This window comes from Pseudomonas syringae pv. coryli str. NCPPB 4273 (assembly GCF_000972175.1).
GTDB classification, from domain to species: domain Bacteria; phylum Pseudomonadota; class Gammaproteobacteria; order Pseudomonadales; family Pseudomonadaceae; genus Aquipseudomonas; species Aquipseudomonas syringae.
In genome coordinates this window covers 13,081-37,179 of the sequence record NZ_AWQP01000028.1, presented here as the reverse complement: position 1 = coordinate 37,179, position 24,099 = coordinate 13,081, and the positions used below count along the sequence as shown (strand labels likewise).

Here is a 24,099-nt window from a genome sequence, read left to right as displayed (position 1 = left end):
GTCGCCCGTGCAGCCCATATGGCCGCATGCGAACGAGCATTCTACCCGGAAACGATGGTGAGGAAAGTGGCGTTATTCCACGATGCTGGCACAGCGCTGTGACGGGGCAGGTTTACAATGGGGCCATTTTCAAGCACTTCAACCCGTTAGCCGGGGAAGTTACTCATTGATTTGCATATGAAAGCACGGAAATGCCCTGAAAAGCAGCCGTCAGAACGCTTTCTGTTAAGATGTTCATCTTGTTACCCAGGCATCCCTCCATGGCCTTTCGTCCTCTGAACGCCCGCCCGCCCGCGGTTTTGCTGCGTGAAGCCAAGCCCCTGAAGGCTATATTTCGCCACGCCGAGCGATTGAGCCACTTGCAGCGCCTGCTCGAAAGCCAGCTGCAGCCTGCGGCCCGCGAGCATTGTCGCGTGGCCTCGTGGCGCGAAGGTACCTTGTTGCTGATCGTGACGGATGGTCATTGGGCCACGCGCCTGCGCTACCAGCAGAAACGCCTCCACCGGCAAATGATGGCCTTCGACGAATTCATCAACCTGACGCGCATTGTGTTCAAGGTGCAGCCGCCTGAAGCGCCCCGCGGAGCCGCCACGCACACGATCGACCTGTCGGCAGTGGCTGCCGAAAACATTCAGGCCACCGCTGAAGGCATCACCGATCCGCGCTTGCGCGCCGCACTGGAACGGCTGGCCAGCCATGCGAAGGACAGGAAGTAGCCGTGTCTGATCGCTGCACGCCCTCCGCGAGCACTGACTTTCCCTGAAAAAGCCCATAAAAAAAGGCCACCCGAGGGCAGCCTTTAAAGAACAAAAGGAAAGAGAGTAAAGCTTGCTTACACCGCCGCGACAGGACGCATGTAAGAAATAGGTGCCGTACTGGCATCCTCGAAAGTCACCACTTCCCAAGCGTCTTTCTGGTCGATCAACGTGCGCAGCAGACGGTTGTTCAGTGCATGCCCCGATTTGAAACCCCGGAACTCACCAATCAGGCTGTTGCCCAGCAGGTAGAGGTCACCGATGGCGTCGAGGATTTTGTGTTTGACGAATTCGTCCTCGTACCGCAGGCCGTCTTCGTTCAGTACACCGTCCTTGTCGACCACGATGGCGTTTTCCACGCTGCCGCCGAGTGCGAGGTTGTGCTTGCGCAGGTACTCGATATCACTCATGAACCCGAAGGTCCGGGCACGGCTGACTTCCTTCACGAAGGAAGTACTGGAAAAGTCCACGCTTGCACTCTGGGTGCGGTCACGGAAGACGGGGTGATCGAAATCGATCTCGAAACTGACCTTGAACCCTTCGAAAGGCACGAAAGTAGCGCGTTTACCGCCCTCCTCCACTGTGACTTCACGCAGGATACGGATGAATTTCTTCGGCTCGTCCTGTTCTTCCAGGCCTGCCGATTGAATCAGGAATACGAAAGGGCCTGCGCTGCCGTCCATGATAGGAACTTCGGAGGCAGAGAGCTCGACGTAGGCGTTATCGATGCCAAGGCCAGCCATGGCCGAGAGCAAGTGTTCTACCGTGTCGACTTTGACATCACCATTGACCAGAGTGGTCGACAGAGTGGTGTCACCGACGTTTTCCGCACGCGCAGGGATCTGCACGACGGGATCAAGGTCAGCTCGGCAAAACACAATGCCGGTATTCACAGGTGCGGGCTTGAGGGTCAGGTAAACCTTCTCCCCGGAGTGCAGGCCTACACCTGTGGCACGGATAATATTTTTCAGGGTGCGTTGTTTTATCATGGCATGGGCCGCTTCAGCGCAAGTTGCGAACTGGTATCAACAAAGGCTGGCGATGATAGCAGACCATGCCTTTGCTGAACACCAATCACCCTAATACCCCTGATACATTTCATCAATCGGCCTGACGACGCAGGAAAGCCGGGATGTCCAGGTAATCAAGATCATCGTTAGGATTCATCTTCGCCGCGGCTGTAGCGCCTGCGTGTGCCTGGTTGCGCATCACGGTAGGACGATCCAGGTCACGGTAGTTGACCGACGGTGCTTCCTGGCGGGACGCCTGCTGGGCAGGAGCCTGCTGGGTGGTCTGCAGCGTGTTGTCGATGACCTTGACAGGTTTCTCGATTTTCGCGCCCAGGCCGGTGGCAACCACGGTCACGTGCAACTCGTCACGCATGTCCGGATCGATAACGGTACCGACCTTGACCATCGCGTGCTCGGAAGCGAACGCTTCGATGATGCTACCCACGTCCGAGTACTCACCCAGAGACAGGTCAGGACCGGCAGTGATGTTGACCAGGATGCCGCGAGCGCCCTGCAGGTTGACGTCTTCGAGCAACGGGTTGCGGATCGCCGCTTCGGTCGCTTCACGTGCACGGTTAGGACCGCTGGCGCAGCCAGTGCCCATCATCGCCATGCCCATTTCGCTCATCACGGTACGCACGTCGGCGAAGTCGACGTTGATCATGCCCGGACGCTTGATGATGTCGGAGATACCGCGAACGGCACCGGCCAGTACATCGTCAGCCTTGGCGAAAGCCGACAGCAGGCTGGCGTCTTTACCGAGGATGGTCAGCAGCTTCTCGTTGGGAATGGTGATCAACGAGTCGACGCTTTCGGACAGCATGCGGATGCCTTCATCGGCGATCTGCATACGCTTGCGACCTTCGAACGGGAACGGACGGGTCACGACTGCGACCGTCAGAATGCCCATTTCCTTGGCCACTTCAGCAATGATCGGTGCTGCACCGGTACCGGTACCGCCGCCCATGCCAGTGGTGATGAAAACCATGTTGGTGCCCTGCAGAACTTCTGCAATGCGCTCACGATCTTCCAGTGCGGCCTGACGACCGACTTCAGGGTTGGCGCCAGCGCCAAGGCCTTTGGTCACGCCGGTGCCCAATTGCAGAATGGTCCGCGCGCCGATGTTTTTCAGCGCTTGAGCATCGGTGTTGGCGCAGATGAATTCCACGCCTTCGATGTTGCTCTTGACCATGTGATTGACAGCGTTGCCGCCACCACCGCCTACGCCGATAACCTTGATAACCGGGCTTTGCGGGACGTTGTCTACGAGTTCGAACATTTTCTCTCTCCTTCCGCTTTCTAGTTAGTTTTGCCTACTGCCTGCCGATACTGCTGGTGAAGCCCTGAATCTGAAGCTGTGAAACCGTTGAACGTTGAAACTTAGAAATTGCCCTGCACCCAACGTTTGATACGCTCAAGCACCGGTGCCTTGGTTTCGTCGCTGTAACTGCTGTTGCCGACAATCCCGGACAGCGAAATGCCATCCGATTGTTTTTGCAGCCCGTACATCAACAGGCCTACGCCGGTTGAGTAGATCGGGTTGCGCACGACATCAGCCAGCCCTTTGACGCTGTGCGGTACGCCCAGGCGGACCGGCATGTGGAAGATTTCCTCGGCCAGTTCGACCGCACCTTCCATTTTCGCTGTGCCCCCGGTCAGCACGATGCCGGCCGGGATCAGGTCTTCGTAGCCGCTGCGGCGCAGTTCGGCCTGGATCAGGGTGAACAGCTCGTCGTAACGAGGCTCTACCACTTCTGCCAGGGCCTGACGCGACAACTCGCGAGGTGGACGGTCGCCCACGCTCGGCACTTTGATGGTTTCGCCCGCACCGGCCAGCTTGGCCAGCGCACAGGCATAACGAATCTTGATTTCTTCGGCGTACTGGGTCGGAGTGCGCAACGCCATGGCGATGTCGTTGGTCACCTGGTCGCCCGCAATCGGGATGACCGCCGTGTGGCGAATGGCGCCTTCGGTGAAGATCGCGATGTCGGTGGTGCCGCCACCGATATCCACCAGGCATACACCCAGTTCTTTCTCGTCATCGGTCAGCACGGAATACGCCGAGGCCAGTTGTTCGAGAATGATGTCGTCGACTTCCAGACCGCAGCGACGTACGCACTTTTCGATGTTCTGCGCCGCGTTCACCGCACAGGTCACCACATGAACCTTGGCTTCCAGACGTACGCCGGACATGCCCAGAGGCTCACGCACGCCTTCCTGGTTATCGATCACGTAATCCTGAGGCAGGGTATGCAGCACACGCTGGTCGGCAGGAATGGCCACCGCCTGAGCAGCATCGAGCACACGCTCCAGATCCGCAGAGCTGACTTCGCGATCACGAATCGCCACGATGCCGTGCGAGTTCAGGCTGCGAATGTGGCTGCCTGCAACGCCCACGAATGCCGAGTGGATACGGCAGCCGGCCATCAGTTGCGCTTCTTCGATTGCGCGCTGGATCGACTGCACGGTCGATTCGATATTCACCACCACGCCCTTTTTCAGGCCGCGGGAGGGATGGGTACCGATACCCACGATTTCCAGCGAGCCATCGGCCGCGACTTCGCCTACCAGTGCCACCACCTTGGAGGTACCGATATCCAGCCCGACGATCATTTTGCCGCTTTGCACATTTGCCATGGTCCTGCCTCTTATCAATTCTTCGCGACGGCGGGTTTTTCCGTCGCCGGCGCTGCCTGTTCGCGCCAACCGACCGCAAGGCCGTTGGAGTAACGCAAGTCGACGCGCGCGATATTCGTTATTTGGTCTTTCAGCGTTTTGTCGTAAATCGCGATGAAGCGGCGCATTTTTTCGACAAGGTGGTCGCGTCCAAGCAACAATTCGATACCCGGGCCAGCACTACCGGCACCTGTTGTCAGGAACCAGCTGCCACGCTCGCGCAGTTCCAGGCGCACGATGGAGAAGCCCAGCGGGCGCAACATCTGACTCAACACCTGATACTGCTGCATCACCTGCTGCTGGGCCCGCTGCGGGCCGAACAACTGGGGAAGATGTTCGTAATTGGACAGTTCACGCGGTGTGAAAGCCTGCCCCTGGTTATTCAACAGCGCTTCATCGCCCCAACGGGCAACCGGCAACTGCTCTTCAAGACGAATCACTACCTGATCCGGCCATACACGACGGACCTCGGCGTGCGCGATCCATGGCATCTGCTCAAGCTCGGTGCGCATGGCAGCCAGATCGATCTTGAAAAAGCTCGACGCCACATAAGGCGCAATCCGCTGCTGCACAGCCTGCTGGCTGATGTAACTCAAATCGCCCTGCACGTTGATGCGGGTAATCGGGCGGTCGGCGTACGGCAGCAGACGCTGTGCTGCCTCATAAGTACCGAAGCCCAGAACCACCAACAGCACAGGCCAGAGCAGACGCTTCAGAAAACTGAAGTTGGCCTTGGGCAAACGCGCCGACAAGGGCTCCTTGGCCACCATACGGCTGGCGCCGCGCGGCACCGGCTTGTTGCGGCCGGGTGCAGGTGGCTGAGGACGTGTCGACGGGCCGTACATGCCTTAACCCCTCGCCTGAACGCTGTCGGCCAGAATCGCCAACACCAGTTGTTGAAAATCCAGACCTGCCGCACGGGCCGCCATAGGCACCAGACTGTGATCGGTCATGCCCGGTACAGTATTGACTTCCAGTAACCAGAACTTGCCTTGTTCGTCCTGCATGACATCCGTGCGCGCCCAGCCTGCAATGCCGATGGCTTCGCAAGCACGTGCTGCAAGTTGTTTGAGTTCCTGTTCCTGCGCATCGCCAAGTCCGCACGGAATCCGATACTGAGTATCGGACGCCAGGTACTTGGCATCGTAATCATAAAAACTGTGAGGAGTGCCCAGGCCGATGGGAGGCAACACCTGGCCACGCAGAGACGCGACAGTGAACTCAGGTCCCTGAATCCATTGTTCGACTAATACTTGCGAATCGTAGGTACTGGCGGCTTTCCATGCGGCGATCAATTCATCGACGCTGTTCACCTTTGCCATACCGATACTTGAACCTTCATGGGCCGGTTTGACGATCAAAGGCAAGCCCAGTTCCGTCGCGGCGCAAATACAATCACTCTCGTTTTCAAGAACGGCATGCAGCGGTGTGGCGAGGCCGAGACTCTGCCAGACCTGCTTGGTGCGCAACTTGTCCATCGCCAGTGCAGAAGCCAGTACGCCACTGCCGGTATAAGGGATTTCCAGGCACTCCAGCAGGCCTTGCATGGTGCCATCTTCACCGCCACGTCCGTGCAGAACGATAAAGGCGCGGTCGATTTTCTCGCTGACCAGTCGCTGCAGGAAGTCATCGCCCACATCAATGCCGAACGCATCCACGCCTGCCTCGAGCAACGCACTGAGCACGGCGTTACCCGAGTTCAGCGAGACTGCCCGCTCGGCACTCTTGCCACCGAAGAGCACGGCGACACGGCCGAAGCTTTTCGGCTCGAGTGTCGAGCGCAGGGAGGACTGGGCGACGGCTGTCATTTCAGCTTCCCTTCGGTGGAGGCCACTTTGGCACCGGCGAACAGCGGGCTTTTCAGCAGCTGTGGCGCAAGACCGCCGATGTCGCCAGCGCCCTGGCACAGCAGGATGTCGCCCGCGCGCAGCAGCGGTTTGACAAGCGGCGCCAGCTCGACACCACGCTCGATGTAGATCGGGTCCAGTTGGCCACGCTGACGAATGCTGTGGCACAGGTTACGGCTGTCCGCACCGGGAATCGGTTCTTCACCGGCCGGGTAGACCTCCATCAGCAGCAGCACATTGGCGTCCGCCAGAACCTGGACGAAATCGTCGTACAAGTCACGGGTGCGGCTGAAACGGTGTGGCTGGTAGACCATGACCAGACGACGATCAGGCCAGCCGCCTCGCACGGCGTTGATAACGGCAGCGACTTCACGCGGGTGGTGACCGTAGTCATCGACCAGCATCACGTTGCCGCCATCGACCGGCAGCTCGCCGTAGACCTGGAAGCGCCGACCGACGCCCTGGAAGCCGGAAAGCCCCTGAACGATGGCCTCGTCGCTGACGCCCTCGTCAGTAGCGATGGCGATGGTCGCCAGCGAGTTGAGTACGTTGTGATTGCCGGGCATGTTCACCGACACATCCAGCGGCTCGCGGTCGCGGCGCAGTACGGTGAAGAAGGTCAGCATGCCGTCCTGACGCACATTGATTGCACGTATATCGGCAGACTCGCTGAAGCCATAGGTCAGCGTCGGACGCTTGACCAGCGGCAGAATTTCACGCACCACCGGATCGTCGATGCACATTACCGCCAGCCCGTAGAACGGCAGGTTGTGCAGGAACTCGACAAAGGTCTTCTTCAGTTTGTTGAAGTCGCCTTCGTAGGTCGCCATGTGATCGGCGTCGATATTGGTGACCACTGCGACCAGAGGTTGCAGGTGCAGGAAGCTGGCGTCGCTTTCATCGGCTTCGGCGATCAGGTAACGGCTGGTGCCCAATTGCGCATTGGTGCCCGCTGCATTCAGACGGCCGCCAATCACGAAGGTCGGGTCCAGGCCGCCGGCAGCGAATACCGAAGCGATCAGGCTGGTGGTGGTGGTCTTGCCATGCGTACCGGCAACGGCGATGCCGTGGCGATAACGCATCAGCTCGGCGAGCATCTCGGCACGCGGTACGACCGGGATGCGGCGCTCCAGCGCAGTGGCCACTTCCGGGTTGGAGGTGTTGACGGCACTGGACACTACCAGCACGTCGGCACCGATGGTGTTCTCGGCACGATGGCCAATGAAAATCTGTGCGCCGAACGATTCCAGGCGTTCGGTCACGGCCGAGCCCTTCAGGTCGGAGCCCGACACTTCGTAGCCCAGGTTCAACAGTACCTCGGCAATCCCGCACATGCCGACACCGCCGATACCGACGAAGTGGATACGACGGATACGGCGCATTTCAGGTTGTGGCATGGCGCGTTGATTCTCAACCATGGGCCACCTCCACACAGACGTTGACGACGGTGCTGGTTGCATCAGGCCTGGCCAGGCTGCGTGCAGTGCGGGCCATGCTGTTCAATTGTTCGGGTTGCATCAAAACCTCTTTCAGGCGTGCTGCCATCTCGGCGGCGCCAGTTGTCGCTTGCGGCATGACGAAGGCTGCGCCTTCGCGAGCAAGATAGTCAGCGTTACGTGACTGATGGTCATCAATCGCGTGGGGCAGCGGTATCAGCAACGACGGCAGGCCGGCGGCGGCCAGTTCGCTGATGGTCAATGCGCCTGCGCGGCAGACCACCAGATCGGCCCAGCCATAGGCTTGGGCCATGTTCTGGATGAACGGCGCAACCTGCGCCTCGACGCCCACGTTGCGATAGCGCTCGGCGGTGACTGCGTCATGATTCTTGCCCGACTGATGAAACACTTCGGGCTGGATGTCCTGAGGCAGCTGGGACAGCGCCTCGGGCAACAATTTGTTCAACGGCTCCGCGCCCAGGCTGCCGCCCAGTACCAGCAGACGAGCCTTGCGTCCGGCCAGTGCCTGACGCGGTGTTTCCAGAAACAGCTCGACACGCACCGGGTTGCCGGTGGTGCGACGCTTGGACGAATCCGCAAAGGTGTTCGGGAACGCTTCGCATACCCGGCTGGCAAACGACGCCAGACTGCGGTTGGCCGTACCGGCCACGGCGTTCTGCTCGTGAATGATCAACGGTACGCCTGCCAGCTTCGCCGCCAGACCGCCGGGGCCGGTGACGTAGCCACCAAAGCCGACCACGCAGACCGGTTTCACCTGACGCACGACCTTGCGTGCCTGCATCAGGGCCTTGAGCAACATGAAAGGCGCCTTGAGCAGCGACAGGCGGCCCTTGCCGCGCAGGCCGGTGACATTGATCAGGTGCAGCGTCAGACCGGCCTGCGGTACCAGTTCGTTTTCAATACCGCGCGGCGTGCCCAGCCAGTGGACCTTGTAGCCACGTGCCTGGAACTCGCGCGCGCAGGCCAGCGCCGGGAATACATGCCCGCCGGTCCCGCCCGCCATGATCAGCACGTTAGCGTCCATTGGGCGTGTCCTCGGCGAAGTCGCTTTCCTTGAACTCGGCTTCTTCACTGCCCATGTTGTTGCGCGATTCCCACTCGATGCGCAGCAGCAGCCCGAGACTCGCGCAGCAGATCACCAGCGAGCTGCCGCCGTAGCTGAGGAACGGCAGGGTCAGGCCCTTGGTGGGCAGCAGACCGACGTTCACACCGATGTTGATCAGGAACTGACCGATCCACAGGAACGACAGACCGTAGGCCACGTAGGCACCGAAGAACTGCTTGGCGCGCTCGGCCCACATGCCGATGTACATGCCGCGAATACTGACGAACAGGAACAGCGCGACGGTGATCAGCGAACCCACGACGCCCAGCTCTTCTGCAAGGACCGAAAACACGAAGTCGGTGTGCGCTTCCGGCAGGTAGAACTGCTTCTGCACGCTGTTGCCCAGCCCGACGCCGAACCACTCGCCGCGACCGAAGGCGATCAGCGCCTGGGTCAATTGGTAGCCGGAGCCGAACTGGTCGGCCCACGGGTCGGTAAAGTTGGTCAGACGCGCCATCCGGTAAGGTTGGGCCTGAACCAGCACCACAACAGAGGCAACCGCCAGTACCACCATCAGCGAGAAGCGGAACAGGCCGACACCACCGAGGAACAACATGGCCGCCGCAGCGCCCATCATTACCACGGTCGCACCGAAGTCAGGCTCCATGAGCAGCAGACCGGCCATCGGCAACAGCACGATGAACGGCTTGAAAAAGCCCATCCAGCTTTCGCGAACTTCCTGCTGCTGACGAATCAGGTAGCCGGCAAGGAAGATCACCACAAACACCTTGGCGATTTCCGACGGCTGCACGTTGAACGCGCCGAAGCCGATCCAGCGCATCGAACCGTTCACCTCGCGCCCGATCCCCGGCACCAGCACCAACAGCAACAGGCCGAACGCGCCAAGCAGCATCATCCAGCCCAGACGCTGCCAGGTGGCGACCGGGATCATCATGGTCACGCCGCAGGCACCCAGGCCGATCAGCAGATAAACCAGGTGACGGGTCATCATGTACAGCGTGTTGCCCGACTGCACTGCGGCCACTTCCGACGAGGCCGAGGTAATCATCACCAGGCCAAGGCCGAGCAGCGCCAGGCAGCCGACCAGCATCGGGAAGTCCAGGTCGATGCCGCGCCCGCTGATCAGTGGCGATGGATAAGGCTTGATCACACCGAAGATCATGACAAGCACTCCACTGCCTGCGCGAACACACGTCCGCGCTCTTCATAATTCTTGAACATGTCCAGACTGGCGCATGCAGGAGAAAGCAATACGGCGTCGCCACGTTGCGCCAGTTTTGCGCTGTGCTCGACAGCCGCCTGGACGGTGTCGACACGCAGCAGCGGAACGGCGTCGCCCAATGCCTGGGCAATCAGTTCGGCATCACGTCCGAGCAAGACCGCCGCGCGGCAATGCCTGGCGACTGGCGCACGCAAACCGCTGAAGTCAGCGCCTTTGCCATCGCCGCCGGCGATCAGCACCAGCTTGCCGTCGATATCCGAGCCCAGCCCTTCGATGGCAGCCAGTGCGGCGCCCACGTTGGTGGCTTTGGAATCGTTGTAGTAATGAATGCCGTCGTGCTCGCGCAGCCACTGGCAGCGATGCTCCAGGCCGGTGAATTCACGCAGGCTGGCAAGCATGGCGTCGAACGGCAGGCCGACTGCATGCCCGAGCGCCAAGGCGGCGAGCGCGTTGGCCTGATTGTGTGCACCGCGCACTTTCAGCTCACGCACCGACATGAGGTTTTCAAACTGGAAAGCCAGGTACTTTTCGCCTTTCTCTTCACGCAGGCCGAAACCATGGAAATCGGGCTTGTTGAGGCCGAATGTCCAGCACGGCAGGCCTTCGCCAATCAACGGACGGGACAGCGCGTCCTGACGATTGACCACCACTTGCCGCGCGCCACGGAAAATCCGGTGCTTGGCCAGGTGGTAAGCAGGCAGGCCGCTGTAGCGGTCCATGTGGTCTTCGCTGATATTCAGCACGGTCGCCACTTCAGCATTGAGCTGGTCGGTGGTTTCGAGCTGAAAGCTGGAAAGCTCCATCACATACAGCTCGACATCGTCGCTGAGCAGGTCCAGCGCCGGAGTGCCGAGATTGCCGCCCACTGCCACATGCTTTCCAGCGGCAGCGGCCATCTCACCGACCAGCGTGGTCACGGTGCTTTTCGCATTCGAGCCGGTAATGGCAATCACTGGCGCCTTCGCGTAACGCGCGAACAGTTCGATGTCGCCCGACAGTTTGACGCCGCGTGCGTGCGCCTGCTGCAGGGGCGGGGTCGCCAGGGCCAGACCGGGGCTGACATACAGCTCATCGGCACGGCAGAGGAAATCCACGTCCAGCTCGCCACAACGCACTTCCACCTGCGGATAGTCGCGACGCAAGGTCGCCAGCTCAGGAGGATTCTCCCGCGTGTCGGCCACAGCAAAGGACACGCCCTGGTTCGCCAGGAAGCGAACCAGGGACATGCCGCTTTTGCCTAGACCCACGACAATGCGGAAGCGGTCGGAAACGATCAGGGACACTCGTTCTACCTCAGTTTCAGCGTGGCAAGGCCAATGAGCACCAGAATCACGGTGATGATCCAGAAACGGACGATCACACGTGGCTCGGGCCAGCCTTTGAGTTCAAAGTGGTGGTGGATCGGCGCCATGCGGAATACGCGGCGGCCGGTAAGTTTGAAAGACGCAACCTGAATGACCACTGAAAGGGTTTCCATCACGAACACGCCGCCCATGATGAACAGGACCATTTCCTGACGAACGATCACCGCCATGGTGCCCAGCGCCGCGCCGAGCGCCAGCGCACCGACGTCGCCCATGAACACCTGCGCCGGATACGTGTTGAACCAGAGGAACCCGAGCCCCGCGCCAATCAGCGCGCCTGAGAACACAATCAGCTCGCCCGCCCCCGGCACGTAGGGAATCAGCAGGTATTCAGCAAATTTCACGTTACCCGACAGGTAGCAGAAGATGCCCAGGGCACCGCCCACCATCACCGTCGGCATGATCGCCAGACCGTCCAGCCCGTCAGTCAGGTTGACTGCGTTGCTGGAGCCGACAATCACGAAATAGGTCAGCACGATGAAACCGATACCCAGCGGGATGCGCACATCCTTGAGCATCGGCACGATCAGCGTGGTTTCAGTCGCCGACGGTGCAGTCGTATAAAGGAAGATCGCGGCACAGAGGCCAAACACCGACTGCCAGAAATACTTCCAGCGGCTCGGCAGGCCACGCGAATTCTTTTCGATCACCTTGCGGTAGTCATCGACCCAGCCGATGGCGCCGAACAGGAAGGTCACCAGCAACACAACCCACACGTAACGGTTGCTCAGGTCAGCCCACAGCAACGTACTGATACCAATGGACGAGAGGATCAACGCGCCGCCCATGGTCGGCGTACCCGACTTGGACAGGTGCGATTGCGGACCGTCATTACGCACCGACTGACCGATCTGACGCATCTGCAGGGTGCGGATCATCCACGGCCCCAGGCACAGCGACAGCGTCAGTGCAGTGAGCACGCCAAGGATCCCGCGCAATGACAGGTACTGAAAGACCGCGAAGCCTTTGTAGAACTGTTGTAAAAACTCGGCCAACAGCAGCAGCATTAATGTTTCTCCAGGCTAGAACCGCACAAGGCAGCCACGACGTGTTCCATCGCAGCGCTACGCGAGCCCTTGATCAGTAAAGTGGTATCAGGGTCCTGCTCGGCGCCCAGCGCCGCAATCAGTTCAGCCTGACTGGCAAAGTGGTAAGCGTGCTCGCCAAAGGCGCTGACGGCGTGAGTCATCAGCGGGCCGACGGCATACAGCGCCGACACCTTGCCAGCGGCATAGGCACCGACTTCGCGATGACCCTGCTCGGCCCAGTCGCCCAGCTCGCCGATATCACCCAGCACCAGTACGGTACGACCGGTGAAGCCGGTGAGGATGTCGACGGCCGCGTTGATCGAGGCAGGATTGGCGTTGTAGGTGTCATCGATGACGCGCGTGCCGTTGCTGGCGATTTGCGCCACGGCACGGCCCTTGACCGGCTGCACGTTGTTCAGTCCGGTGACAATCCCTTCCAGCGGAACCCCCATTGCGCAGCCGGCAGCCGCAGCGGCCAGGGCATTGGACACATTGTGCGTGCCGAGCAGGTTCAGTTGAACCCGGGCAGTGCCGAGCGGGCTGTTGAGGGTGAAAGCCGGGCAGCCCCGAGCATCACGGCTAAGCTCGCTGGCGTACACGTCAGCCGCAGAGTCGGTCAGTGCGAAGGTCAGGACATTACGATTGCCAGCGCGCTTGCGCCAGATCGGGAACGCCTTGTCTTCCAGGTTCAAGACTGCCGTACCACCCGCGTCGAGACCTTCCAGAATCTCGCCCTTGGCTTCGACAATTCTGTCCGGGCCGCCAAACTCGCCAACATGGGCGGTGCCGGCGTTGGTGATCATGGCGACGTGCGGCTTGGCGAGGCTCACGGTGTAGGCAATCTCGCCAACCCGCGACGCACCCAGTTCGATCACAGCCGACGTGTATTCAGGGGCCAGTTCCAGCAGCGTCAGTGGAACGCCCAATTCGTTGTTCAGGTTGCCTCGGGTCGCGAGCACAGGCCCGCGCGTGCGCAGGATGCTCGCGAGCATTTCCTTGACCGTGGTTTTGCCACTCGACCCGGTGACCGCAGCAACCGGCCGGTCGACGAACGCATTGCGATTCATGGCACCCAGTTGGGCAAGTGCCTTGCGGGTATCCAGCACGATCAGTTGCGGCAAGGCGGCGCCCTGCACTTCGCGCTCGACCAGAGCACCGACCGCACCTTTGGCAGCCACTTGATCGAGGTATTCATGACCGTCGAAACGCGGGCCGGTCAGGGCCACGAACAGCTGGCCAGGCTCGATGCCACGGCTGTCGGTGCTGACGCCGGCAAAGCTGCAGTCGCCGCCGACCAGACGGGCGTCGAGAGGCACAACCAGTTCGCTGAAGGTCATTGGCTTAAGCATTCGCAGGCTCCCATACAGCAAGCGCACTGGCGGCTTCTTGCAGGTCGGAGAACGGCTGCCGCTGACCGTTGATTTCCTGGTAGTCCTCGTGGCCCTTGCCGGCAAGCACCACGACGTCATCGGCATTGGCGCTGGCAATCAGCTCGGCAATGGCCTGACCGCGACCTTCGATGAAACGCACCTTGTCCGCAGCAACGAAGCCAGGGCGTATATCGTCAAAAATACTGACAGGCGATTCGGAGCGCGGGTTGTCATCAGTGACCCATACACCGTCGGCCAGACGCTCGACCACTTCAGCCATCAGCGGACGTTTGCCACGGTCACGATCACCGCCGCAGCCGAAAAGGCACAACAAGCGGCCCTTGGCGTGCGGGCGCAGTGCTTCGAGTACTTTTTCCAGCGCGTCCGGGGTGTGCGCGTAATCCACGACCACCAGAGGCTTGTCGGCACCACCCAGACGCTGCATGCGTCCGACCGGGCCTTCGAGTTTCGGCAGCGCCTTGAGAATTTCGTCCAGCGCGTAATCCAGGCCCAGCAGCGCGCCGACCGCAGCCAGCACGTTGCTCAGGTTGAAACGGCCCAGCAGGCTGCTGCGCAGGAAGTGCTCGCCCTGAGGCGTGACCAACGTGGCACGCACGCCATCGTCATCGAACTTCGCATCGCGGCAATACAGGTAGGCAGAGCTGTCCAGCTGGCTGTAGGTGATCAGGCGCGACTCTTGTTTGACAGCGGCCAGTTCACGGCCGAAATCGTCATCCAGGTTGATCACCCGGCATTTCAGATCGGGCCATGCGAACAGCTTCGCCTTGGCGGCAGCGTAGGCCTCCATGGTGCCGTGATAATCCAGATGGTCGCGGGACAGATTGGTCAGCACCGCCACATCAAAGGCCAGCGCCGCAGCGCGTCCCTGATCAAGACCGTGGGAGGAGACTTCCATCGCCACTGCGCGCGCGCCGGCCTGTCTCAGGTCGGTCAGCGTTGCCTGCACGGCAATCGGATCAGGCGTGGTGTGGCGGCCGCTTTGCAGCGAACCGTAGAAACCGGTGCCCAGCGTACCGACGATCCCGCAGCGTTGGCCGAGGGCATCAAGCGCCTGAGCCACCAACTGGGTCACGCTGGTCTTGCCGTTGGTGCCGGTAACACCCACCAGATTCAGACTGCGGCTCGAATCGCCATAGAAGCGACCCGCGATCGCGGACAACTGCGCGGCGAGCCCTTTTACCGGAATCAGCGGCACGTCAGTGATCGGCAGAACGATCGACCCTTCGACTTCATAGGCTACGGCAGCTGCGCCACGCTTGAGCGCGTCGGCGATGTGCGCGCGGCCATCGACCTTGATGCCCGGCACTGCCAGAAACAGGTCGCCCGGACGCACATTGCGGCTGTCGAGAGTCAACTCGCGAATCAGCGCATCGCGGTCGGTGTGAGCGAAAAGCTTGCTCAGATTAAAGGCCATCAACCACGCCCTCCTTTGGCTGCCGGTGCGGCGTTGACTTGTTCAGGTGGCGCAAGGTTGTCTGGCGTCACGTTCATCAGACGCAACGTGCCGGACATGACCTTGCTGAATACCGGGGCCGAAACCAGACCACCGTAGTAACCACCCTTGCTCGGCTCGTCGATGACCACCACGATGGCGTAGCGCGGGTTACTCATCGGGCCGAAACCGGCAAACAGCGAGCGATAGGAATTTTCCGCGTAGCCCTTGGTACCGATGGACGTCTTGCGCGCCGTACCACTCTTGCCAGCGACGTGGTAGGACGGCACACGGGCGCGATAGACGCCGCGCGGGTCCTCGATAACCTGCTGCAACATGCCTTGCAGGGTCTTCGCGGTTTTCTCCGGAATGGCCTGGGTCGATTCCGGCTCTTTATCTGTTTTGAGGATGGTCAACGGCACGATGCGGCCGTTGTTGGCCAGCGCGCCGTAGGCATGCACCAGTTGCAAGGCGGTAACCGACAGACCGTAGCCATAGGACAGCGTGGCGGTTTCGGCCTTGCGCCATTCGCGGTAGTTGGGCAGGTTGCCGACGCGCTCGCCAGGGAAACCGAGGCCGGTGTACTGACCGAACCCGACGCGCTGCATGGCACGGAAAATCGCCTCACCGCCCACATCGAACGCGACCTTGCTCATGCCGACGTTACTGGAGTTGATCAGAATGCCGGTCAGATCGAGAATCGGGCCTTCGGTCTTGGTCACGTCACGAATCGTGTATTTGCCGATCTGCAGGGTGCCCGGATAAACCTCGACCTTGTCGGTCGGCTTCCAGCGGCCACTGTCCAGCGCCGCAGTCATGGAGATCGGTTTCATGGTCGAACCGGGTTCGAACACGTCGATGATGGCCCGGTTGCGCATGGCGGCAGGCACCATGGTGCGGCGGTTGTTCGGGTTGTAGGTCGGCTGGTTGACCATCGCCAGCACCTCACCGGTCTTGACGTCCATGATCACCATGCTGCCGGCCTTGGCCTCGTTCTCGACGATGGCATTGCGCAGTTCACGGGTGGCCAGGTACTGCAGGCGCAGGTCAATAGACAAAGCCAAGGTCTTTCCGGCCTTGGCATTCTTGGTGACCTGAACATCCTTGATCAGTCGGCCACGCCGGTCCTTGATGACCTGACGCTTGCCGGGCACACCGGCGAGCCAGTCGTCATACGCCAGCTCGACGCCTTCCCGGCCATGGTCGTCAAGGTCGGTAAAGCCGACCATGTGTGCAGTAACATCGCCGGCAGGATAAAAGCGGCGGAACTCTTCGATGCCATAGACACCCGGCACTTTCAGGTCGATGACCGACTGGCCCTGCTCTGGCGTCAGGCCACGCACCAGGTAGATGAATTCCTTGTTCGCTTGCGAATCCAGGCGCTCGGTCAATGCCTTGAGATCCTGACCCAGCGCGGCGGCCAGCATCGGCCACTTGGACTTGTCCTGCTGCATTTCACGCGGGTTGGCCCACAGGGTGGTCACCGGCGTACTGACGGCCAGCGGCTCGCCGTTACGGTCGGTGATCAGGCCACGGTGTGCCGGAATAGGAATATGCCGAAGGCTGCGTGCATCGCCCTGCTCCTTGAGAAAGGTATGGTCGATGACCTGCAGGTCGACGATGCGCCAGCAAATGGCGAGCACGAGGGACACCAGCAGCCCTACGACTACGCGAAAGCGCCACGGATAAAGAGCACCATCGAGTTTCATCATGGCGCCACCATCCGTACTTCGGCTGCGCTCGGGATGCGCATCTTCAGTTGTTCGGTGGCCAGATTCTCGATGCGGCTGTGTGCAGTCCAGGTGCTCTGCTCAAGAATCAGCCGACCCCACTCTGCCTGCGCCTTGTCGCGCACGCTCATTTCCGAATACAGCGAGTTGAGCAGTTGACGATTCCAATGTGCACTATAGGAAACGCCAATCGCCGAAATCAGGACAGCAATGAACAGCAGCAGCATAATGAAGCTGCCGCCGGGCAGAGGTTTCAGAAACAGACGGCTCACCTGAGCTTCTCCGCTACACGCATGACAGCACTGCGCGAGCGCGGGTTTGCTTTTGTTTCGACATCCGAAGCGAATTGAGCCTTGCCGTGAATTTTGATTTTCGGTTCGAACGGTTTGAACTGGATCGGCAGATTGCGCGGCATGTTGTCGGCTTCGCCCTTGGCGAGCTTGCGCATGAACAGCTTGACGATGCGATCTTCCAGCGAGTGAAAGCTGATGACGACCAGACGGCCACCCACTTCCAGCGCATCCATTGCCGCTTCGAGGCCGGCTTCAAGATCGCCCAATTCGTTGTTTACGTGAATACGCAGGCCCTGAAAGGCACGCGTTGCAGGATTCTTGCCCTTTTCCCAGGCAGGATTGGCAACCTTGAGCACCTCTGCCAAATCGGCTGTGCGCTCGAAAGGCTGGACTTCGCGACGCGCGACGACCGCGTTGGCCATGCGCTTGGCAAACCGCTCTTCGCCGTATTCCTTGAAGACGCGGGCAATTTCTTCAGCCGGGGCAGTCGCGATGAACTCGGCAGCGCTCACGCCACGGGTAGGGTCCATGCGCATGTCCAGAGGACCGTCATTCATGAAGCTGAAACCGCGCTCGGGATCATCCAGCTGCGGGGACGACACACCCAGATCCAGCAGAATGCCACTGACCTTGCCCGCCAAACCGCGTTCCTGAGCCTCGGATCCCAATTCGGCAAAGCTGCGCTGCACAATGACAAAGCGGCCGTCTTCGGCCGCTAGCGCTTGCCCGGTGGCAATCGCTTGAGGGTCCTTGTCGAATCCCAGAAGCCGACCATCGGGGCCCAGCTGGCTGAGTATCAGACGACTATGCCCGCCACGTCCGAACGTGCCGTCCAGATAGCAGCCATCGGCGCGCACCGCGAGAGCCTCCACGGCTTCTTCGAGCAGCACGGTGATGTGGGTAAAGCCGCTATTCATAGTCACAGGATCAAATCACGTAATTCGTCGGGCATCGCGCCAGGTTTTTGAATGGCAGCCAGGTCAGCATCAGCAAGAGCATTCCAGGCGTCCTCGTCCCACAGTTGAAACTTGTTCAGCTGGCCCACCAGCATTACGCGCTTATCCAGCTTCGCGTACTCGCGCAGGCGCGGCGGTACCAGAAAACGCCCACTCCCGTCGAGTTCCAGATCGACAGCATTACCAATCAGAAGCCTTTGCAGACGGCGGTTCTCTTCACGAAACGTCGCCAGATCACGAAGTTTTGCTTCTATCAGCTCCCATTCGGAAAGCGGATAAAGGCAAAGGCATGGATCAACAGCATCAATGGTCACGATAAGTTGGCCGGCGCTACGCGAATCCAACTCGTCACGGTACCGGCTCGGCATAGCGAGACGGCCCTTGGCATCGAGATTGATCGCATTGGCACCACGGAACACAGGCGCATTCTCCGAATATTAGCTTTTTGCGCTAAAAAAACCCACTTCGTGCCACTTTCTGCCACTTGCGCACACTATAGGAACGCGCCCACCACACCGTCAAGGCACGGTCTTAAGGAAAACCCTTACATTTCGGAGATTTAGGAGAGGTATTGGGGATAAAAGGGTAATTCTGCGAAGGATCCGACGGATAAATCCCACGCTACTCAAATCGTTGCGACTCGAAGTTAATGTAATTTATGAGCTGTAAGATTTTTTTGGTATTACGGAGGGGTTTTGCTGCGTGAAACGAAGGGGAAGAAAAAAGGTGGAGAGTCGATCTGTAAGCCGGGTTCTGTCGAGAACAGTCATTCCTCTACGACGGCCATCACTGGACGCCTTTAGCAACCTACCCGGTTCCAGCGCGGGCCACGCCTAGGAACCCTATTTGGTCTTGCTCCGAGTGGGGTTTACCTTGCCACGAACTGTTACCAGACGTGCGGTGCGCTCTTACCGCACCTTTTCACCCTTACCGGCACCGAAGTGCTTAGGCGGTTATTTTCTGTGGCACTTTCCGTAGGCTCACGCCTCCCAGGCGTTACCTGGCACTCCGCCCTATGGAGCCCGGACTTTCCTCCCCCCCTTGTTGCGGAACAACAAGAGGCAGCGACTGTCCAATCGACTCTCCGCCGACAAGGTTAGCGGCACACGCCATCAAGAACAAGCTTTAATAGCATGCGTGTCCCCCTTACCCCTTTCAAAAGCAGGCCGCTACTCCTTCTGCTTCTCCAGCGCCACCTGATACAACAGGTTCTTGCGCACGCCGGTTATTTCGGCAGCCAGCGCCGCGGCACGCTTGAGCGGCATCTCTGCAAGCAACAGATCCAGCACCCGACGAGCCTCCTCACCAATGACGTCCTCGTCATCCGGCGGCGTCCAGCCAGCCACCAGCACTACGCACTCGCCACGCTGCTGATTACTGTCGGATTCAACGAATGCCCGCAGCTCACCTAAAGGCAGACCCTTGAGGGTTTCGAAAGTTTTGGTTATTTCACGCGCCAGCAACGCCTGACGGTCAGCACCGAAGACCAGTTCCATATCCTGCAGACACTCCAGGATGCGGTGCGGCGCTTCATAGTAGATCAGCGTGCGCGGTTCTTCTTTGACACGCTCGAGCCTGGCCTTGCGACCCGCAGACTTGGCAGGAAGAAAACCCTCGAAAATAAATCGATCCGACGGCAGCCCGGCCGCAGACAAAGCCGCAATCAAGGCACACGCACCCGGCACCGGTACGACCTGCACACCTGCGGCACGCGCCTGGCGCACCAGGTGATAACCGGGATCGGAGATCAGTGGCGTGCCCGCATCGGAAATCAGTGCGACGTCATCACCGGCCAGCAGACGCGTGATGAAACGACTACCCTCATCACGTTCGTTATGTTCGTGGCAGGCAGCCAATGGCGTCGAGATGCCGAAGTGCTGCATCAGCCGTGCGGAATGACGCGTGTCTTCAGCCGCAATCAGCGCGACGTCACGCAACACCTTCAAGGCTCGCACACTCATGTCGTCCAGATTGCCGATAGGAGTCGCCACTACATAAAGCGAACCCGGAGTGGAATTCGAAACAACCGGAACAGTCAAAACGCAAACCTCGCAGGTTAAAACAGGTGCTTGGAAAAAACGCATTGTACAGGCTGCGGCCCGGCGGAACGGTTCGCGCCTCAGGATGCCGACAAAAAAGGAATGAAAACATGTTCAGACCCGAGCCAGAAACGCGGCGCACCTCGCCAATTGAACGATTTGGCCGCCAGATGACCTTAACGCGACTGATATCACGGCTTTAAATACCATCGACATCGCACCCCGGCCAGCGCTTGGGTACAATCCCCCGTTAATTCGCTCGAGTTTCAGGAACATACCAATGATCGCTTGTCTGCGGCTGCTCTCTGCCCTCTGCCTCGCTGCCCTCCTCGCAGCCTGTGCCAGCTCGCCCTCGTCCAGTCTTGGCGAGCTGCCTCGAACCCCTGATGCCAGCATCGAGCAATTGCTCGAGCAGGCCGCCAGCGCCAAAACACCCGAGCAGGCCGCAACGCTGCGCTTGAGTGCTGCCGATCTGGCCAGCCGCCAGAATGACGCAGGACGCGCCGCGCAAATCCTCGGACAGGTGCAAATCGATCAACTCAAGCCCGGCTTGCAGGTTTTCGCCAGTACACTGTCCGCTGAGCTGGCGATGGGCCGTAATCAGCCCAAGGCAGCGCTGACCGCCCTGAATCATCCAAGCATGCAGCGCCTGGGCGAGCTGTCGGTCGAGCAGCAGATTCGTACACACATGGTCAAGGCACGCGCCCTGGAAGCCGATGGCCAGGCGCTCGCAGCCGCCAATGAACGTGTTTACGCCGGCCCGCTGCTGCAAGGCGCAGACGCCAGCGCCAACAATGACGCGATCTGGACACTGGTATCCGCCCTGCCTGCCGAACAACTGCAGAGCACAGCCACCGACGATATGGGCGGCTGGCTGAATCTGGCTCGCTCGATCAAGGGCGCAGGCACGCTTGAGCAACAACAGGCTGCCATCGACAGCTGGAAAGCGCAGAACCCTAAACACCCTGCTGCACTGCAACTGCCAACCGCCCTCGCGCAGTTGCGTGCACTGACCAGCGAGCCGATTACCAAAATCGCCCTGCTGCTGCCGCAGGACGGTCAGTTGGCCGCAGTTGCCAAGGCATTGCGCGAAGGCTTCATGGCCGCGCACTTCCAGGCTCAGCAAGCGGGCGAGAATCCTCCGGCCATCCAGGTCTTCGACAGCTCGCGAATCACCTCGATGGACGAGTTCTACCGTCAGGCTCAGGCCGCTGGTGTGCAACTGGTCGTCGGTCCGCTGGAAAAGAACCTCGTCAAACAGCTGAACAGCCGTCAGCAGCTGCCTATCACCACCCTGGCGCTGAACTACAGCGACACCAGCAACGAAGGCCCTGCCCAGCTGTATCAGTTCGGCCTGGCCGCAGAAGACGAAGCCCGCGAGGTTGCACGTCGCGCCTGGGCAGACGGCAAGCGCAGCGCCGTGGCGATGGTTCCGAAAGGCGAATGGGGCGACCGCGTACTGGACGCCTTCCGCAAGAGCTGGCAGGCCAAGGGCGGCACACTGATCGCTGCAGAGCACGTTGATCAGCCTGTAGAACTGGCACAGCAGGTCGCCGATCTGTTCCAGCTGCGCAACAGCGAAGGCCGCGCGCAGCGCCTGCAAAGCACGGCCGGCACTCAGGTCGCCGCTCAGCCAAGCCGTCGCCAGGACATCGACTTCATGTTCCTCGCCGCGACCCCGCAACAAGCGCAACAGATCAAACCCACCATGGTCTTCCAGTACGCAGGTGACGTTCCGGTCTACGCCACTTCGCACCTGTTCACCAACAGCAACGATCACGCGCAATACATGGACCTGAATGGCGTGCGCTTCTGCGAAACGCCATGGCTGCTGAACGCCGAAGACCCGCTGCGCCAGCAGGTCACCGCGCAATGGCCACAGGCCGCAGGCAGCCTGGGTCGTCTGTATGCGATGGGTATCGACGCCTATCGTCTGGCACCGCGCCTCGCCCAGCTCAAGGCGATGCCTGACAGCCGCATTGACGGGCTGTCCGGCAGCCTCAGCCTGAACCCTGGCCGTCGCGTCGAACGCCAGCTGCCATGGGCCGAGTTCGTCGACGGCAAGATCCAGCGCCTGCCGGACACCGCTCCTTGATGCAACGCAGCACCCGCCAGCAAGCAGGGCGCGAGGCCGAAGCCTTCGCCCTGCAGTTTTTGCAACAACAGGGCCTGCGCCTGATTGAACAAAACTGGTTATGCAAACGCGGCGAGCTTGATCTAGTCATGCTTGACGGCGATACAGTAGTATTCGTCGAAGTTCGCTACCGGCGCCATTCAGGCTGGGGCGGCGCCATGGAAAGCGTCGATTTTCGCAAGCAGGAGAAACTCGTCACGGCCGCACAGCTTTTTCTGCAGCACGCAACGGCCTGGGCCAATTCCCCCTGCCGTTTCGACGTGGTCGCCATTGAAGGCGAGCCCGGTAAGGCTGCACCGCTGAACTGGATCAAGAGCGCTTTTGACAGCTGACCTGGCGCAGTGAAGCAGCAATCCGACTTGAGTCATGACCTGCAATACACTACAGCCCTCACCGATTTCGCTATTTGTTTTGCCGGCTGCACACCTTGTGTGCCGGATAGCTCCCGGGAGAACCCGGCGCATCCGTCCCGCCGCCGTACGCTCTAATTAAGGTCACATTGATGGACATGCAATCCCGAATTCGCCGGCTGTTCCAGGCCAGCATCGAAACCAAGCAACAGGCGATGGAAGTCCTTGCACCCTTTATCGAGCAAGCCAGTCAGGTCATGGTTAATGCCCTGCTCAACGAGGGCAAGATGCTCGCGTGCGGCAACGGCGGTTCAGCTGGCGACGCACAGCACTTTTCCTCGGAACTGCTCAACCGCTTCGAACGTGAGCGGCCGAGCCTGCCGGCAATTGCACTGACCACCGACAGCTCGACGATCACCTCGATCGCCAACGATTACAGCTACAACGAAATCTTCTCTAAACAGATCCGCGCGCTGGGCCAGCCAGGCGATGTATTGCTGGCTATTTCTACCAGCGGCAACTCGGCGAATATTATTCAGGCCATCCAGGCCGCACATGATCGCGAAATGATTGTCGTAGCATTGACGGGACGCGACGGTGGCGGCATGGCCTCACTGCTATTGCCTGAGGATGTGGAGATCCGCGTACCCGCCAATGTCACGGCACGCATACAAGAAGTCCATCTGCTGGCGATCCATTGCCTTTGCGATTTGATCGACAGCCAACTGTTCGGGAGTGAAGAATGACCCCTAATCGTCTCAGCCTACTGGTTCTGACACTGTGCCTCAGCATCACCGGATGCAGTTCGGTGATCACGGCCACTCGCGAAAAACCGATCGAAGATGATCGCGGCACGCGCACCTTCGGCAGCAAGATCGATGACTCGCTGATCGAGACCAAGGCAGCCGTCAACATCTCCAAGGCCAGCCCTGACCTCGCAGAGGGCTCGCACATCGTCGTGACCAGCTTCAACGGCATCGTGCTGCTGGCTGGCCAGACACCGCGTGCCGACCTCAAGGCTATGGCCGAACAGGCCGCCAGCGCCGTTCAGCGCGTCAAGAAGGTCAACAACGAACTGCAGGTGATGGCACCCTCCTCACTGCTGGCGCGCAACAACGACGCCTGGCTGACCACCAAGGTCAAAAGCCAGATGATCGCTGACGCATCCATCCCCGGCTCACGCATCAAGGTAGTGACCGAGAACGGCATCGTGTTCCTGCTGGGCCTGGTAACCCAGGACGAAGCCAATCGCGCCACCAACCTGGTGCAGGGCGTCTCCGGCGTACAGAAGATCGTCAAACTCTTCGAGTACATCGACTGACGGGTAACCGACAGGCATGAAAAAGGCG

22 protein-coding genes and 1 other RNA gene are annotated in these 24,099 nt (G+C 60.2%); 5 read left to right on the top strand and 18 right to left on the bottom strand.

What is annotated here, in order from left to right; all coding sequences use genetic code 11:
• The first annotated feature begins 260 nt into the window (after positions 1-260).
• Positions 261-716 (top strand): DUF721 domain-containing protein, encoded by a 456-nt coding sequence (locus P406_RS13845; protein WP_003313540.1) that lies wholly within the window; start codon positions 261-263, stop codon positions 714-716.
• Between the two features lie 116 nt (positions 717-832).
• Here P406_RS13845 and lpxC read toward each other — a convergent pair whose 3' ends face one another.
• The 18 genes from lpxC to rsmI all read right to left on the bottom strand — a co-directional run bounded on the left by lpxC (position 833) and on the right by rsmI (position 20,266).
• Entirely contained in the window at positions 833-1,744 is a 912-nt protein-coding gene (gene lpxC, locus P406_RS13840) for a UDP-3-O-acyl-N-acetylglucosamine deacetylase (RefSeq protein ID WP_046236484.1), read from the bottom strand.
• Between the two features lie 112 nt (positions 1,745-1,856).
• Entirely contained in the window at positions 1,857-3,044 is a 1,188-nt protein-coding gene (gene ftsZ / locus P406_RS13835) for a cell division protein FtsZ (protein ID WP_002555041.1), read from the bottom strand.
• A 101-nt stretch (positions 3,045-3,145) separates the two neighbouring features.
• On the bottom strand, positions 3,146-4,402 hold the full coding sequence (gene ftsA, locus P406_RS13830) for a cell division protein FtsA (protein WP_003364017.1): 1,257 nt from the start codon (positions 4,400-4,402) through the stop codon (positions 3,146-3,148).
• Positions 4,403-4,416: 14 nt separating this feature from the next.
• Positions 4,417-5,286 carry a cell division protein FtsQ/DivIB gene (locus P406_RS13825; RefSeq protein WP_003395370.1) on the bottom strand — a complete coding sequence of 290 codons (870 nt, stop codon included), beginning with the start codon at positions 5,284-5,286 and terminating at the stop codon, positions 4,417-4,419.
• 3 nt (positions 5,287-5,289) lie between these two features.
• A complete protein-coding gene (locus tag P406_RS13820; protein ID WP_046236483.1) occupies positions 5,290-6,249 on the bottom strand; it encodes a D-alanine--D-alanine ligase in 960 nt (319 codons plus the stop codon).
• Positions 6,246-7,706 carry a UDP-N-acetylmuramate--L-alanine ligase gene (gene murC, locus P406_RS13815; protein WP_003424493.1) on the bottom strand — a complete coding sequence of 487 codons (1,461 nt, stop codon included), beginning with the start codon at positions 7,704-7,706 and terminating at the stop codon, positions 6,246-6,248. The genes P406_RS13820 and murC overlap by 4 nt, the downstream gene beginning before the upstream one ends.
• A complete protein-coding gene (gene murG, locus P406_RS13810; RefSeq protein ID WP_003418787.1) occupies positions 7,699-8,769 on the bottom strand; it encodes an undecaprenyldiphospho-muramoylpentapeptide beta-N-acetylglucosaminyltransferase in 1,071 nt (356 codons plus the stop codon). The genes murC and murG overlap by 8 nt, the downstream gene beginning before the upstream one ends.
• Entirely contained in the window at positions 8,759-9,973 is a 1,215-nt protein-coding gene (ftsW, locus tag P406_RS13805; RefSeq protein ID WP_003313551.1) for a putative lipid II flippase FtsW, read from the bottom strand. Before ftsW ends, murG begins: the two co-directional genes overlap by 11 nt.
• Complete coding sequence (murD, locus tag P406_RS13800) at positions 9,970-11,316, bottom strand: UDP-N-acetylmuramoyl-L-alanine--D-glutamate ligase (RefSeq protein WP_046236482.1); 1,347 nt, start codon at positions 11,314-11,316, stop codon at positions 9,970-9,972. Before murD ends, ftsW begins: the two co-directional genes overlap by 4 nt.
• Before the next feature lie 5 nt (positions 11,317-11,321).
• On the bottom strand, positions 11,322-12,404 hold the full coding sequence (gene mraY / locus P406_RS13795; RefSeq protein WP_003313553.1) for a phospho-N-acetylmuramoyl-pentapeptide-transferase: 1,083 nt from the start codon (positions 12,402-12,404) through the stop codon (positions 11,322-11,324).
• Positions 12,404-13,774: a UDP-N-acetylmuramoyl-tripeptide--D-alanyl-D-alanine ligase gene (locus P406_RS13790; RefSeq protein ID WP_046236481.1), complete on the bottom strand. Its 1,371-nt coding sequence runs from the start codon at positions 13,772-13,774 to the stop codon at positions 12,404-12,406. The genes mraY and P406_RS13790 overlap by 1 nt, the downstream gene beginning before the upstream one ends.
• Positions 13,767-15,230: a UDP-N-acetylmuramoyl-L-alanyl-D-glutamate--2,6-diaminopimelate ligase gene (locus P406_RS13785; protein WP_046236480.1), complete on the bottom strand. Its 1,464-nt coding sequence runs from the start codon at positions 15,228-15,230 to the stop codon at positions 13,767-13,769. Before P406_RS13785 ends, P406_RS13790 begins: the two co-directional genes overlap by 8 nt.
• On the bottom strand, positions 15,230-16,957 hold the full coding sequence (locus P406_RS13780; protein WP_162234414.1) for a peptidoglycan D,D-transpeptidase FtsI family protein: 1,728 nt from the start codon (positions 16,955-16,957) through the stop codon (positions 15,230-15,232). Before P406_RS13780 ends, P406_RS13785 begins: the two co-directional genes overlap by 1 nt.
• Positions 16,957-17,250, bottom strand: a complete 294-nt coding sequence (ftsL, locus tag P406_RS13775) for a cell division protein FtsL (RefSeq protein ID WP_002555053.1) — start codon at positions 17,248-17,250, stop codon at positions 16,957-16,959. Before ftsL ends, P406_RS13780 begins: the two co-directional genes overlap by 1 nt.
• Positions 17,247-18,188, bottom strand: a complete 942-nt coding sequence (gene rsmH / locus P406_RS13770; RefSeq protein ID WP_004411650.1) for a 16S rRNA (cytosine(1402)-N(4))-methyltransferase RsmH — start codon at positions 18,186-18,188, stop codon at positions 17,247-17,249. Before rsmH ends, ftsL begins: the two co-directional genes overlap by 4 nt.
• Positions 18,189-18,190: 2 nt before the next feature.
• Positions 18,191-18,646 carry a division/cell wall cluster transcriptional repressor MraZ gene (gene mraZ, locus P406_RS13765; RefSeq protein WP_003406034.1) on the bottom strand — a complete coding sequence of 152 codons (456 nt, stop codon included), beginning with the start codon at positions 18,644-18,646 and terminating at the stop codon, positions 18,191-18,193.
• A gap of 307 nt (positions 18,647-18,953) precedes the next feature.
• Positions 18,954-19,311, bottom strand: an RNA gene (gene rnpB, locus P406_RS26810) — RNase P RNA component class A.
• A gap of 85 nt (positions 19,312-19,396) precedes the next feature.
• A complete protein-coding gene (gene rsmI / locus P406_RS13760; protein WP_016568902.1) occupies positions 19,397-20,266 on the bottom strand; it encodes a 16S rRNA (cytidine(1402)-2'-O)-methyltransferase in 870 nt (289 codons plus the stop codon).
• Between the two features lie 280 nt (positions 20,267-20,546).
• On the opposite strand from rsmI, the gene P406_RS13755 reads away from it, so the two are divergent.
• The 4 genes from P406_RS13755 to P406_RS13740 all read left to right on the top strand — a co-directional run bounded on the left by P406_RS13755 (position 20,547) and on the right by P406_RS13740 (position 24,071).
• Positions 20,547-22,361, top strand: coding sequence for a penicillin-binding protein activator (locus P406_RS13755; protein WP_003418800.1), 1,815 nt, complete (start codon positions 20,547-20,549; stop codon positions 22,359-22,361).
• A complete protein-coding gene (locus P406_RS13750; RefSeq protein ID WP_174518673.1) occupies positions 22,358-22,732 on the top strand; it encodes a YraN family protein in 375 nt (124 codons plus the stop codon). The genes P406_RS13755 and P406_RS13750 overlap by 4 nt, the downstream gene beginning before the upstream one ends.
• A gap of 170 nt (positions 22,733-22,902) precedes the next feature.
• Entirely contained in the window at positions 22,903-23,496 is a 594-nt protein-coding gene (locus tag P406_RS13745; RefSeq protein ID WP_003418801.1) for a phosphoheptose isomerase, read from the top strand.
• Positions 23,493-24,071, top strand: a complete 579-nt coding sequence (locus tag P406_RS13740; protein WP_003313570.1) for a BON domain-containing protein — start codon at positions 23,493-23,495, stop codon at positions 24,069-24,071. The genes P406_RS13745 and P406_RS13740 overlap by 4 nt, the downstream gene beginning before the upstream one ends.
• Positions 24,072-24,099 lie beyond the last annotated feature (28 nt).

What these genes read in the sequence shown, in the direction of transcription:
- P406_RS13845 (WP_003313540.1), top strand. Translation starts at nt 261, where the DNA reads ATGGCCTTTCGTCCTCTGAACGCCCGCCCGCCCGCGGTTTTGCTGCGT.
- lpxC (WP_046236484.1), bottom strand. Translation starts at nt 1,744, where the DNA reads ATGATAAAACAACGCACCCTGAAAAATATTATCCGTGCCACAGGTGTA.
- ftsZ (WP_002555041.1), bottom strand. Translation starts at nt 3,044, where the DNA reads ATGTTCGAACTCGTAGACAACGTCCCGCAAAGCCCGGTTATCAAGGTT.
- ftsA (WP_003364017.1), bottom strand. Translation starts at nt 4,402, where the DNA reads ATGGCAAATGTGCAAAGCGGCAAAATGATCGTCGGGCTGGATATCGGT.
- P406_RS13825 (WP_003395370.1), bottom strand. Translation starts at nt 5,286, where the DNA reads ATGTACGGCCCGTCGACACGTCCTCAGCCACCTGCACCCGGCCGCAAC.
- P406_RS13820 (WP_046236483.1), bottom strand. Translation starts at nt 6,249, where the DNA reads ATGACAGCCGTCGCCCAGTCCTCCCTGCGCTCGACACTCGAGCCGAAA.
- murC (WP_003424493.1), bottom strand. Translation starts at nt 7,706, where the DNA reads ATGGTTGAGAATCAACGCGCCATGCCACAACCTGAAATGCGCCGTATC.
- murG (WP_003418787.1), bottom strand. Translation starts at nt 8,769, where the DNA reads ATGGACGCTAACGTGCTGATCATGGCGGGCGGGACCGGCGGGCATGTA.
- ftsW (WP_003313551.1), bottom strand. Translation starts at nt 9,973, where the DNA reads ATGATCTTCGGTGTGATCAAGCCTTATCCATCGCCACTGATCAGCGGG.
- mraY (WP_003313553.1), bottom strand. Translation starts at nt 12,404, where the DNA reads ATGCTGCTGCTGTTGGCCGAGTTTTTACAACAGTTCTACAAAGGCTTC.
- P406_RS13790 (WP_046236481.1), bottom strand. Translation starts at nt 13,774, where the DNA reads ATGCTTAAGCCAATGACCTTCAGCGAACTGGTTGTGCCTCTCGACGCC.
- P406_RS13785 (WP_046236480.1), bottom strand. Translation starts at nt 15,230, where the DNA reads ATGGCCTTTAATCTGAGCAAGCTTTTCGCTCACACCGACCGCGATGCG.
- P406_RS13780 (WP_162234414.1), bottom strand. Translation starts at nt 16,957, where the DNA reads ATGAAACTCGATGGTGCTCTTTATCCGTGGCGCTTTCGCGTAGTCGTA.
- rsmH (WP_004411650.1), bottom strand. Translation starts at nt 18,188, where the DNA reads ATGAATAGCGGCTTTACCCACATCACCGTGCTGCTCGAAGAAGCCGTG.
- P406_RS13755 (WP_003418800.1), top strand. Translation starts at nt 20,547, where the DNA reads ATGATCGCTTGTCTGCGGCTGCTCTCTGCCCTCTGCCTCGCTGCCCTC.
- P406_RS13745 (WP_003418801.1), top strand. Translation starts at nt 22,903, where the DNA reads ATGGACATGCAATCCCGAATTCGCCGGCTGTTCCAGGCCAGCATCGAA.
- P406_RS13740 (WP_003313570.1), top strand. Translation starts at nt 23,493, where the DNA reads ATGACCCCTAATCGTCTCAGCCTACTGGTTCTGACACTGTGCCTCAGC.